Here is a 12,864-nt window from a genome sequence, read left to right as displayed (position 1 = left end):
GGAGAAGGGCTGACGATTACCCGACGATCATCTCGGTCCACTTCTGGTTCAGCCAGTCGGACTTGGTCTGGTACAGGTCGTAGCGCGGGATGATCGGCGGGATGTCGGAGGACACCGCCGCGAACTCCTTGTCCGTCAGGTCGGTCAGCTTGCGGTCGATGGTGGGTGCGGTGCCGACCTTGCGCGACAGCAGCGCCTGGATCTGCGGCTGGCACATGTAGTCGACGAAGACATGCGCCAGATCGCCGGCCTTGGACGCGCGCGACACGGCCCAGCTGCCGCTGTCGTTGATGCCGCCCTCCTTCGGGAAGGTGGAGCGCACCGGGTTGCCGTCCGCCGCGGCGAGGCCGGTCACGTCGTGGTAGTACTGGCCCATGGGGATCTCGCCGGACTTCAGCGCCGCCTCGAACTGCGCCTCGTCGCGGTACCAGAGCTTCACGTTGTTCTTCAGCTCCGCCAGCTTCTTGAAGCAGTCGAGCTGCCCGGCCTCCGTGTCCAGATGCTTGGTGCCGCCGAAGAAGGTGGCCGCCGTGACCTCCAGCAGGAAGCTGTTGCTGACCAGCGCCAGCAGGCCCAGCTTGTCCTTGTTCGCCGGGTCCCACAGCGCCGCCCAGCTGTCCGGCGCCTTGGGGTAGGCGTTGGTGTTGGTCACCAGCGTGATGTACCAGGACACCGCCCCGATGCCGGCCACACGGCCGTCCGGATACTTGTTGATCAGGTGCGGCACGACCTTCGCGGCGTTCGGCAGCTTGCTCATGTCGAAGGGCGCCCAGAGGTCCGCCGACATGCCCTTCAGCATGGCGACCTGCGACATCATGGAGACGTCCGCCGGCGCCTGCCGCGCGCGGGCCGCCTGTTCCAGCTGCACCAGCCACGCCTCGCCCGTCGGCTCGGCCACCGGCTCCACCGTGATGCCGGTCGCCTTGCTGAAATCGGGGAAGATGTGCTTCTCGAAGGACTCTTTGAAATAGCCGCCGTAGACGCCGACCTTCAGCGTCTTCGACTGGGCGCGGACGATGTTCGGAAAGCCGATGGCGGCGGCGGCCACCAGCGTGCCGGCCCCGGCCAGCACGGCGCGGCGCCCGACACCCGCCTGAAGAGTATTGGCGTTCAAAAGGTTGGCGTGAGTTCCCTGCTTACCCGTCGTCTCGTTCATGGATGATACCTTTCCCTGCGGACGGCCGTTCTGTTCGTGCGCCCAACTTTGTGGACTCCCACCATTAGACGGTGGCAACGGCCTCCCGAAAAATCCCGAAGTTTTGTATCTTACTTCGACCGGGACCGAAGTAAGGCGCGTCCGCCCCCTCCGACCCCGGCCAAACTATTGAGGGAGCTTGGGCGCCATGGCGATGATGCAGTTGGAAACGGTCGATCTGCGCCTACTCCGTATGTTTATGACCATCGTCGAGGCGGGCGGCTTTACTGCGGCGCAGGGCGAACTGAACCTGTCCCTTTCCACCATTTCGACGCATTTTGCGGAGCTGGAGGCGCGACTCGGCGTGCGGCTGTGCCGGCGCGGCCGGTCGGGGTTCCAGCTCACCAGCGAGGGGCAGGCGGTCTATGACGAGCTGCGGCGCGTCTTCGACACGCTGGACCGCTTCCGCGCGCGGGTGCGCGGCCTGCGGGAGCGGCTGACCGGCACGCTCAGCATCGGTCTGGTGGACAACACCCTGACCGACCCGCTCGCCCCGCTGGAGCGCGTCTTCGCCCGCTTCACGGAGGCAGCACCCGACGTGTCGCTGGCCATCGCCGTCCGCCCGCCGAACGAGTTGCTGCGCGACGTGCTCGGCGGCCAGCTTCAGGTCGCCATCGCCAGCTTCCCGCGCATCGTGCCCAGCCTGTCCTACCAGGACCTCTACCAGGAGACGAACCACTTCTACTGCGCCGCCGGCCACCCCCTCTTCACCCTGCCGGAGGAGGCCGTCGACCTGGACGAGGTGCGGCGCTACCGGCTGGTGTCGCGCAGCTATTGGGGCTCCCGCGACCTGAAGATCTTCGCCATCACCACGCCCAAGGCGACGGTCAGCGACATCGAGGGCGCGGCCCGCCTGATCCTGTCCGGCAGCTACCTCGGCTATCTGCCGGATCATTTCGCGGAGGCCTACGTGAAGGCCGGGCGGCTGCGCGCGATCCTGCCGAAGCTGCTGTCCTACCAAGCACCCTTCCAGGTCGCCTTCGACGCCAACCGGTCCCGCAGCCCGGTCGTGGAGCTGTTCGTCAGCATCGTGAAGGAGGAGATGACGGCGCCGGAATTCCGCACCGCGTCATGAGCCGATGCGCTTCTCCGCCGAGATAAGCCGCCGTGTCAGTGAACCGGGCTGCTGCAATCTTTCCATCGTCATTCCCGCGAAGGCGGGAATCCAGACGCCCGTCGGGGCGTCATATGAGTCGATCTTTGACTCATGTCGCCGCTGATCGCGGCTCATGCTGGATCCCCGCCTTCGCGCATAGGCGCTGACTTTAAGAACGACCACCTTTCCATCGTCATCCCCGCGAAGGCGGGGATCCAGAAGGCTTCGCACATAAGTGACTGAAAAGGCTGGATCCCCGCCTTCGCGGGGATGACGGGATGGAAGGGTGGTTGCACGTTGCAGGGCGCACCAAACGCCTAAAGTCAGCGCCTATGCGCCTTCGCGGGGATGACGGGACGGGAGGGTGGCTGCCCGTGGCAGGCCGCTCCGAACGGCTAAAGTCAGCGCCCAGGAGGCCAAGCCCAGCCACGCCGATGAAAAGGGAATCGCCTTTCACTTTGGTGTAATAAACACAAGCAAAGAATTTACCCTTACGTACGCAAGACATATCCAGTTCGTTGCACCGCACCATCACCGTCCACCAAATCATAGGAATACCACGCCTATCCGCCGCAAAAGTATTAACTGCGGAAAATGGTGGAACATTCCGGGTGTATTAACTCTTGGACGGAACCGGCCACCGGCACCACCGTTGTAAGCTTCCGGCATCAAAGCCAAACCGATGCTTGCGATGAAACACTCGCATTTTCAATTCATCTGCGACGGTGCCACTGACAAAAGGAAGAGCTTATGAGCTGGGCCGGCCAATTTCAGTTCGCCATAGGCAAGAACCGGAAAGATTCCAGCCAGAACACGCACATCTCGAAGTTAGAAAAGGCCGACAAATCCACACCGGTCATCATCTGCTTCTCGCATCTCCGGTGGAGCTTCGTTTATCAACGCCCGCAACATCTGATGTCCCGTTTCGCGCGCGACCATCGCGTGCTGTTCCTGGAAGAGCCGATCCGCAACGACACGCCGGAACCCTGGCTCGACATCCGCGAAGAGGAAGGCGTCCTGATCCTGGTCCCCCGCCTGCCCGCCGCGATGGGCGAGGCGGAAGCGGAAACCGCGCAGCGCATGCTGCTCGACCAGCATCTGGCGGAGGACGGCGTCGTCGATCCGATCCTCTGGTACTACACGCCGATGAGCCTCGGCTTCTCCGGCCACCTGCGCGGCTCGCTGGTGGTCTACGACTGCATGGACGAGCTGTCGGCCTTCCACGGCGCGCCGCCGGAGCTGGTGGAGCGCGAGCGGCAACTGCTGAAGCGCGCCGACCTCGTCTTCACCGGCGGCGTCAGCCTGTATGAGGCCAAGCGCTCCCTGCACACCAACGCCCACGCCTTCCCCAGCAGCGTGGACGTGGCCCACTTCGCCGCCGCCCGCTCCATCACCGAGGAACCGGAGGATCAGGCCGCCATCGCGCACCCGCGCCTCGGCTTCTACGGCGTGATCGACGAGCGGCTGGACGTGGAACTGCTGGACGCTGTGGCGCAGGCGCGGCCGGACTGGCAGTTCGTGCTGGTCGGCCCCGTCGTGAAGATCGACCCGGCCCGGCTGCCCCGACACCCGAACATCCATTATCTCGGGCCGAAGGTGTACGACGACCTGCCGCATTACCTCGCGGGCTGGGACGTCGCGCTGATGCCCTTCGCGCGCAACGAATCCACCCGCTACATCAGCCCGACCAAGACGCCGGAGTATCTGGCCGCCGGGCGCCCGGTGGTCTCCACCTCCATCACCGACGTGGTGCGGACCTACGGCGACAGCGGCATCGTGCGCATCGCCGACACACCGCAGGACTTCGTGGCCGCCATCGAGGCTGCGCTGAGGGACGCCGCCGGCCCGGCCCGCCTCCAGGCCACGGCCGACCTCGTGCTGCGCGACATGTCCTGGGACAAGACCTGGGGCCGCATGGCGACGCTGATGGAGCGCACGCGCAACCGCGCCCGCGCCCCGATTCACCTCGTCGCATCGGAAACCGCGCCGGTGCCCAAAACGCACAGCGGGCACAGCAACGGCCGCGCCGCCGGCCGGCGCAGCGGCTTCGACTACCTGATCGTCGGGGCGGGCTTTGCCGGCAGCGTGCTGGCGGAACGGCTGGCGGCGGGGCTGAACAAGCGCGTCCTGCTGATCGACCGGCGCCCGCACATCGCCGGCAACGCCTACGACCATTACGACGACGCCGGCGTGCTGATCCACCGCTACGGCCCGCACATCTTCCACACCAACGCGCAGCAGGTGGTTGACTATCTGTCGCGCTTCACCAAATGGCGCCCCTACGAGCACCGGGTGCTGGCGCGGGTGGATGGGCTGCTCGTTCCGATCCCGATCAACCTGACCACCATCAACAGGCTGTACGGCCTGACCCTGACCCCCGACCAGGTGGAAAATTTCCTGGCCTCCCGCGCGGAATCGATCGCGGAGGCCCGGACCTCCGAAGACGTGGTGGTCGGCCGCGTCGGGCGGGAGCTGTATGAGAAGTTCTTCCGCGGCTACACCCGCAAGCAATGGGGCCTCGACCCGTCGGAGCTGGACAAGTCCGTGACCTCGCGCGTGCCGACCCGGACCAACGACGACGACCGCTACTTCAACGACAGCTTCCAGGCCATGCCGCTGCACGGCTACACCCGGATGTTCGAGACCATGCTGGACCACCCAAACATCAAAGTGATGCTGAACACCGACTTCGACGACGTGCGGGACGAGGTGCGCTACGACCGGATCGTCTACACCGGTCCCATCGACGAGTTCTTCGGCCACCGCTTCGGCAAGCTGCCCTACCGCTCCCTGCGCTTTCGGCACGAGACGGTGGACCAGGAGAATTTCCAGCCCGTCGCCGTGGTCAACGAACCGTCGGAGGATGTGCCCTACACCCGCGTCACCGAATACAAGCACCTGACCGGGCAGACGCACCCCAAGACCAGCATCACCTACGAGTATCCCGCCGCCTCCGGCGACCCCTACTACCCCATCCCGCGCGCCGAGAACCAGGAGCTGTTCCGCCGCTACCAGGATCTCGCCGACGCCACGCCGGATGTGATCTTTTTGGGACGGCTGGGCACCTACCGCTACTACAACATGGACCAGGTGGTGGCGCAGGCGCTGTCGCTCTTCGCCCGCCTCGCCAAGGAAGAGCAGCGATCGCAGGGCCTCACCAAGGCCGCCCACGAGCTTCACGCGCTGGGCCGCGAGCCGGCCGCCCGCGAGGCCGTGACCAAAAAAGTCGCCGGACTCGGGGACTGATAGCCGCTACCTCCTCTCCTGATCCTGACATTCCCGCGGCCGGCGGCTTCCTCGGAGGCGCCGGCCTGTTCCCTTAGGAGGAGCATCCATGCATCTTCCGACGCTGCCCACGAGTCTGTTTGATGGCTTTCTGCTCGGCGGGTTCGAATGTTCGACCCATCGACGGCACGACGGGCGCCGGCTTGATCTCATCGCGGCGACCGGCCACGACCGGCACGCCGCGGCCGATTACGAGCGGATGGCCGCCCATGGCATCCGCACGGTGCGCGACGGGGTGCGCTGGCACCTGATCGAAACGGCGCCGGGCGTCTACGACTGGTCGAGCTTCCTGCCGATGCTCCGCGCGGCGCGGGATGCGGGCGTGCAGGTCATCTGGGATCTCTGCCATTACGGCTGGCCGGACGACATCGACGTCTGGCGCCCGGCCTTCGTGGAGCGCTTCGCCCGCTTCGCCGGGGCCGTCGCCGCGCTGGTCCGTGACGAGGGCGGAGACGTGCCCTTCTATTGCCCGGTGAACGAGATCTCCTACTGGGCCTGGGCCGGCGGCGATATGGCGAAGTTCAACCCGCTGGCGCGCGGCCGGGGGTTCGAGCTGAAGCACCAGCTCGTCCGCGCCTCCATCGCGGCCATCGACGCCATCCGCGCCGCCGACCCGCGCGCGCGCATCGTCCAGGTCGATCCCGTCATCAACATCCTGCCCCGCCCCGACCGCCGCACCGGCCCCGAGGCCGCGGAGCAGGCACGCCTCGCGCAATATGAGGCCTGGGACATGATCGCCGGCCATGTCTGGCCGGGCCTGGGCGGCAAGCCCGAGTATCTGGACATCATCGGGGTCAACTACTACTCCGACAACCAGTGGTTTCTGAACGGCGGGACCATCGAGCGGTCCGACCCGCGCTACCGCCCCTTCGCCGACATCCTGGCGGAGGTGCACCGGCGCTATGGCCGCCCCATCCTCGTCGCGGAGACGGGGGCGGAGGGCGGCGAGCGCGTTCCCTGGTTCGACTATGTGTCCACCCAGGTCCGCGCCGCCTTGAATCACGGCGTCCCGGTCGAGGGGATCTGCCTCTATCCCATCCTCGACTATCCCGGCTGGGCCAACGACCGCCATTGCGAGGTCGGGCTCTACGGCCTGTGCGACGAGGAGGGCGGGCGCTGCCTGCACCGCCCGCTCGCCGATGCGTTGGAACGCGCGCAGGCCCTTTTCGGTTCTGTCCCCGAGCGGCGCCTGCAAGCCGCCGACTGACGACCCCCGCTACGCCTCCCCTTCGCCCCTGCTGCCAAAATAATAAAGGCCCTGTGCTCATGACCCAACGGCCCATCCCGAGCCGCCCGGTCGGCTTTCTGATGCGTTATGTCCGGCTGCGATCCTGGAGCTTCGGCGGATTGTTCGCGATCATCGTGTCCGCCGCCGCCTGCGCCGTCGCCGTCCAGTACGGCATGAAGCTGCTGGTGGACGCCATGGCCGCCCCGGACCGCGCGTCGGCCGACATCTGGACGCCGCTTGCCCTCTTCCTCGGGCTGATCGCGATGGAGAACGTGCTGTGGCGGCTGGGCGGCTGGCTCGGCTGCCGCACGGTGCTGGCGACCGGCGTGGACATGCGGCTGGACCTGTTCTCGCACCTCACCGGCCATTCGATGCGCTATTTCTCGGAGCATCTGGCCGGATCGCTCGGCAACCGCATCTCCGCCACGTCGAACGCGGCCACCTCCATCTTCAGCACCCTGACCTGGAACATCGTCCCGCCCTTCACCGACTTCCTGGGCGCGGTGGTCGTGCTGCTGACGATCCATTGGGGCATGGCCCTGGCGCTGGTCCTGTTCGCGGCGGTCGTGGCCGGGGCGGTGGTGTTCATGGGCCAGAAGGGGCGCTCCCTGCACCAGGCCTACGCCCAGCAGTCGGCCCGCACCAACGGCGAGCTGGTGGACGTGGTGTCGAACGTCTGGACCGTGAAGGCCTTCTCCGCCCGCCAGCGCGAGCGCGACCGGCTGGAGCGCGAGTTCGGCGTCGAGGCCGGATCCCACCGGCGCAGCTGGATGCATCTGGAAAAGACGCGCGTCGTCCACGACGTCTGCCTGTGGATCATGGCCGGCACGATGCTGCTCTGGGCGCTGCTGCTGTGGCGCGGCGGGCAGATCAGCACCGGCGACGTGGTGATCGTCAGCGCCCTGACCTTCCGCATCCTGCACGGCTCCCGCGACCTCGCCCTGGCGCTGGTCGGCGCCACCCAGCAGTTCAGCGCCATCGGGGAGAGCCTGGGGGTGATCGCCCAGCCGCATGATGTCCAAGACCCGGTGCCCGCCACCCCCGTCACCCCCGGCGGCGGCGCCATCGAATTCGACCGCGTCAGCTACCGCTACCCCGGCGGCCGTCAGGTCTTCGACCGCCTGGACCTGCGCATCCCGGCGGGGCAGAAGGTCGGTCTGGTCGGCCCGTCCGGGGCCGGCAAGTCCACCTTCATCAGCCTGATCCAGCGGCTGGACGATGTGCAGCGCGGCAGCATCCTGATCGACGGCCAGCCGATCGGCGCCATGGCGCAGGACGACCTGCGGGCGAAGATCGCCGTGGTGCCGCAGGACATCGCGCTCTTCCACCGCTCCATCCTGGAGAACATCCGCTACGGCCGCCCCGACGCCACCGACGAGGAGGTCTACGAGGCCGCGCGCCACGCCTTCTGCGACGGCTTCATCCGGCAGCTTCCGCAGGGCTACCAGACCCTGTGCGGCGAGCGCGGCGTGCGCCTGTCCGGCGGCCAGCGCCAGCGGCTGGGCATCGCCCGCGCCTTCCTGAAGAACGCGCCCATCCTGGTCCTGGACGAGGCGACCTCCGCCCTCGACACCCATTCGGAGCGTGAAATCCAGCTGGCCCTCGCCGACCTCGCGCGCGGCCGCACGGTGGTCGCCGTGGCGCACCGCCTGTCCACCGTCTCCTCCTTCGACCGCGTGGTCGTGTTCGAGGAAGGCCGCATCGCCGAGGACGGCCCTCCCTCCGAACTGCGCCGGCGCGGCGGCGGCAAGTTCAACGCCCTCTGGCAAATGCAGACCGCCGGCTTCGCCGCGGAGTAACCCACTTCGCCCGCCGGCAGGGCAATCGCACATGGAGATTGGAATCCATTCATAGGATCACCGTCATCCCCGCGAAGGCGGGGATCCAGGGCATCCCGAGACGTTTCCGCGCGGCCCTGGATCCCCGCCTTCGCGGGGATGACGAGTGTCTTACAGAGGGAACGCATTCACCTCACCACCCGTAAGCGCTAGGAAAGGCAGCCGAGCAGGCTGCCCTTAAGTTGACTATTTTCCGCGCCAGCATGTGTTAAGACACTGGCCATTCCAGGAACGCTACGACTATTGCCAATGACCTCGACCCACAGCACCCAGCGTCACGGACTTCGCACCACGCCCGCGCCCGGCCACGCCGGAGCCGCCCGATGATGGGTGGGCTCGTGGCCCGCGACAGCCTCGATTTCCTGGCCGGGGGTGGTGAGATGGGGGCGCGGATGCGCGCCCACGACTGGTCGGCAACGCCACTCGGCCGGCCGGAGGGATGGCCGCAAAGCCTGCGCACGCTGGTCAATCTGATGCTGACCTCCAAACAGGCCATGTTCGTGGCTTGGGGGCCGGAGCTGACCTTCCTCTACAACGACGTCTACGCGCCCATCTTCGGCGCCAAGCATCCGGGCGCGCTCGGCCGCCCCTTCGCCGCGGTCTGGGCCGACATCTGGGAGCAGATCCAGCCGCTGGTCGACCGCACGCTGGCCGGCGAGGCGTCCTGGCACGAGGACCTGCTGATCCCGATGGAGCGGCGCGGCTACCGGGAGCAGGCGTGGTTCACCTTCTCCTACACGCCGGTGCAGGACGACCAGGGGCGCATCGCCGGCATGTTCTGCGCGGCTTCGGAAACCACGGAGCATGTGCAGGCCAAGCACCGTACCGCCTTCCATCTGGAACTGGAAAGCCGGCTGCGCACCCTGTCCGACCCGCTGGAGGTCGCGATGGCGGCCGAGGAGGCGCTGGGCCGCCACCTCGGCGCCAGCCGCGTCGGCTACGGCGTGATGGACGAGACGGAACGCTACTTCACCACCGACCGCAACTGGACCGACGGCACGGTCGCCGGCCATGTCGGCACCCACGACCTCGCGGCCTTCGGGCCGGCGATCCTGGCGACCCTGCGCCGGGGCGAGCCGCTGGTGGTGGACGACGCGGCGGCCGATCCGCGCACCAACACCCCCGACCGGCTCGCCGCCTTCGCGGCGCTGGAGTTCACCTCCGTCGTCACGGCCAGCCTCGTGAAGAACGGGCGGATGGTCGCGGCCCTCTACGTCCACGACCGGCGCCCGCGCCGCTGGCGCCCCGATGAGGTCCAGCTGGTCGAGGAGGTGGCGGCGCGCACTTGGTCCGCCGTCGAGCGCGCCCGCGCCGAGGCCTCCCTGCGCGACTTCGCCGCCACGCTGGAGAAGCGCGTCGCCGAGCGCACGGCCGACCGCGACCGCATGTGGCGCCTGTCCACCGACGTCATGCTGGTGGCCCGCTTCGACGCGACGATGACCGCCGTGAACCCCGCCTGGACCAACCTGCTGGGCTGGACGGAGGAGGAGCTGGTGGGCACCTCCTTCCTCGACCTCGTCCACCCCGACGACCGCGAGGTCACGGCGGCGGAGGCCGGCCGCCTCGCCTCCGGCCTGACCACGCTGCGGTTCGAGAACCGCTACCGGCACAAGGACGGCTCCTACCGCTGGATTTCCTGGATCGCGGTGCCGGACGAGCGCTTCATCCACGCGGTCGGGCGCGACATCTCCGCCCAGAAGGAGGCCGACTCCGCCCTGCGCCAGGCCGAGGACCAGCTTCGGCAGGCGCAGAAGATGGAGGCAATGGGCCAGCTCACCGGCGGGATGGCGCACGACTTCAACAACCTGCTGCAGGCCATGGGCGGCTGCCTCGCCATGATCGCCCGGCGCACCGACGAGCCGAAGGTGAAGCCCCTGCTCGACGCCGGGCAGCAGGCGGTGGGGCGCGGCGCCAAGCTGGTGCAGCAGTTGATGGCCTTCGCCCGGCGCGACAGCCTGCGGCCGGAGCCCATCGACGTGCGCGACCGGCTGCTCGGCATGTCCGCCCTGCTGGAACGGGCGCTGCGCGCCGACATCCGGCTGGAGACGCGCTTCGGCGCCGGGCTGTGGCCGGTGGAGGCCGACCCGACGCAGTTCGAGCTGGCGGTCATCAACCTCGCCGTCAACGCCCGCGACGCCATGCCCACCGGCGGGCGCCTCGCCATCGAGGCGGAGAACGTCACCCTGCCTCCCGGAAACCCCAGGGGAGTCATCGGCGACTTCCTGCGGCTGTCGGTCACCGACACCGGTTCCGGCATGCCGTCCGACGTGGCGGCGCGCGCCTTCGAGCCCTTCTTCACCACCAAGGAGACGGGCAAGGGCACCGGCCTCGGCCTCGCGCAGGTCTACGGGCTGGCGCGGCAGGCGGGCGGCACCGCCTGGATCGACAGCGCGCCGGGCCGGGGCACGACGGTGAACCTTCTGCTCCGCCGCTCCCGCGCGGTGCCGGCCGCAGCGCTCGCCCCCGGATTTGCCGCCCCGGCCGAGGGCGCCACCCGAGGTGGGCGCGTGCTGGTGGTGGAGGACGACCCCATCGTCGCCATGACGGTCAGCACCGCGCTGGAGGATGTCGGCTTCGCCGTCACCTGCGTGACCACCGCGGACGAGGCTCTGCCGATCCTGGCGGCGGGCGACGTGGACGTGCTGTTCAGCGACGTGGTGATGCCCGGCAGCATGAGCGGCGTCGATCTTGCGCGCGAGGCGCAACGCCGCTTCCCCGGCCTGCCGGTCATCCTGGCGACCGGCTACAGCGAGGACATCGCCCGCGCCGACGGCATCCAGGTCCTGTCCAAGCCCTACCGCATCGACGACCTCGTCCGCCGCCTCGACGCCGCCCTGGAGGCTGAACGCGCCCAATGATGCGGTGCACGCCCCCTCGCCCGCCTCCGGTTCTCAGCGAATGCCATGGCATTTCGCTTGCGCAAGATGGGGCGGTCAGCGCCTACCAAAGCGCGAGAAAGCATCATCCCCTCGATTGAGGGGTGGCAGTTGCAGTGGGGCTTGGCCAATGGCCGCTGATGAGGTGTTGTTCTACGGTCCAGAGCAATCGCGGATCACACGTGGAATGATCTGCTCACTCCCGTCGAGGTCAAAAAGCCCATCAACAGCATGAAGCTGATGGGTCATCAAGCGAACTTGGATATTCCTGGCGTTAATAAGATTCGATATCAGCACCATCGCGCCGCCATAGTCAATCGATATCGCGTGATTTTTTTCGTACTGCCAATATTGTTCCAGAACCGCACCCCCATCAACTCTATATTTAAATGGCCTCATGACGACACCGTCACCATCAGCAAGCTTATCCTGCGTCATTAGTTTCACGTAAATTGTTTTCAAGCCTTTTCTGTCACACATAACAGCAAGTATATTGCCAGCTTTATCGCCACTTTCCGCTACATACCTTGCGCCATGCGCGTTATCGCCTGCGTTTGTTATGTATATCCAATTCCCAATCCTCTCCGTGCTATTCTGAGCTAGGGCGGATTGAGGGAAAACCATCACACAGGCCATTAGCGAGGAAGTAAGAAGCCACATTTTGACCTCCATCCTGCCTTCTGCATTCATCGATCAGGATTTCTGTTGTGACTGGGATGAATGCTCGGTGCCGCTCCGCTTGACGGAAGGGTTAACAAATATACACTCATCTTTCGCGAAACTGATAACGCCCTGCCGCGATACGTTCTTTATGAATAATTTCTAATATGCCTAGGGTCGCCTGCCGACATCGACGCAATAACGAAGGCTTTCTTTAGAAAGCACTCGCAAATGCGCTCCACTGTGCGATCATCCCTTCAATGGCGCGCTTGCCTTGCGAAGCTACAGCGTCAGTGGCGGAACGGATTTTCCGGAAAACGGTGGGCCTCCCGGCCTCCCCGTCCCCATCTGGTTTGGACGCTATGCCGTAAAGCGGATTGCGATCCGCTTTACTGGTGCATCCGGCAAATTGCGGGAATTTTAGCGGCGCGAGCGGGTTGAAGGGGGGAAATCCCCGTCAAAGGTGGCCTGCCATGACCCTTCATGCCCGTTCCGTCAGTGCCGAAGAGTTGAATGCTTTGACGCAGTTGGCGCGTTCCCGCACCCGTGGCGCGGGTTTGGTTCGGCGCGCCCAGATCGTTCTGCATGGTGTAGAGGAGGGCCTAGGCGCGCCGGAGATCGCCACCCGCCTGGGGCTGGGCCGCAAATGCGTGCGGTTCTGGCTCAAGCGGTTCAACGAACAGGGC

Annotated in this window: 8 protein-coding genes; 6 read left to right on the top strand and 2 right to left on the bottom strand. The window is 66.6% G+C overall.

Going from position 1 to position 12,864, the window contains the following annotated elements:
- Positions 1-16: 16 nt before the first annotated feature.
- Positions 17-1,156, bottom strand: coding sequence for an ABC transporter substrate-binding protein (locus ACSVC7_RS25845; RefSeq protein WP_448208055.1), 1,140 nt, complete (start codon positions 1,154-1,156; stop codon positions 17-19).
- 187 nt (positions 1,157-1,343) lie between these two features.
- Here ACSVC7_RS25845 and ACSVC7_RS25840 point away from each other — a divergent pair, with 187 nt between their 5' ends.
- From ACSVC7_RS25840 to ACSVC7_RS25820, 5 genes are all read left to right on the top strand, one after another.
- Positions 1,344-2,270, top strand: coding sequence for a LysR family transcriptional regulator (locus ACSVC7_RS25840; protein WP_448208056.1), 927 nt, complete (start codon positions 1,344-1,346; stop codon positions 2,268-2,270).
- A gap of 936 nt (positions 2,271-3,206) precedes the next feature.
- Positions 3,207-5,537, top strand: a complete 2,331-nt coding sequence (gene glf / locus ACSVC7_RS25835; protein WP_448208057.1) for a UDP-galactopyranose mutase — start codon at positions 3,207-3,209, stop codon at positions 5,535-5,537.
- Between the two features lie 88 nt (positions 5,538-5,625).
- The gene (locus ACSVC7_RS25830) at positions 5,626-6,783 is read left to right on the top strand and encodes a glycoside hydrolase family 1 protein (protein ID WP_448208058.1); all 1,158 of its coding nucleotides are present in this window, start codon (positions 5,626-5,628) and stop codon (positions 6,781-6,783) included.
- A 59-nt stretch (positions 6,784-6,842) separates the two neighbouring features.
- Complete coding sequence (locus ACSVC7_RS25825) at positions 6,843-8,603, top strand: ABC transporter ATP-binding protein (RefSeq protein WP_448208059.1); 1,761 nt, start codon at positions 6,843-6,845, stop codon at positions 8,601-8,603.
- 362 nt (positions 8,604-8,965) lie between these two features.
- The gene (locus tag ACSVC7_RS25820; protein ID WP_483508813.1) at positions 8,966-11,500 is read left to right on the top strand and encodes a GAF domain-containing hybrid sensor histidine kinase/response regulator; all 2,535 of its coding nucleotides are present in this window, start codon (positions 8,966-8,968) and stop codon (positions 11,498-11,500) included.
- 171 nt (positions 11,501-11,671) lie between these two features.
- Here ACSVC7_RS25820 and ACSVC7_RS25815 read toward each other — a convergent pair whose 3' ends face one another.
- The gene (locus ACSVC7_RS25815) at positions 11,672-12,178 is read right to left on the bottom strand and encodes a hypothetical protein (RefSeq protein WP_483508811.1); all 507 of its coding nucleotides are present in this window, start codon (positions 12,176-12,178) and stop codon (positions 11,672-11,674) included.
- 473 nt (positions 12,179-12,651) lie between these two features.
- On the opposite strand from ACSVC7_RS25815, the gene ACSVC7_RS25810 reads away from it, so the two are divergent.
- Positions 12,652-12,864 (top strand): helix-turn-helix domain-containing protein (locus tag ACSVC7_RS25810; RefSeq protein WP_483508810.1); only part of this gene is annotated, 213 nt, incomplete at its 3' end.

The sequence above is a fragment of the Azospirillum mesophilum genome (assembly GCF_053470405.2).
Note: the sequence above shows the minus strand (reverse complement) of the source record. Positions and strands in the feature narration are given on the sequence as shown.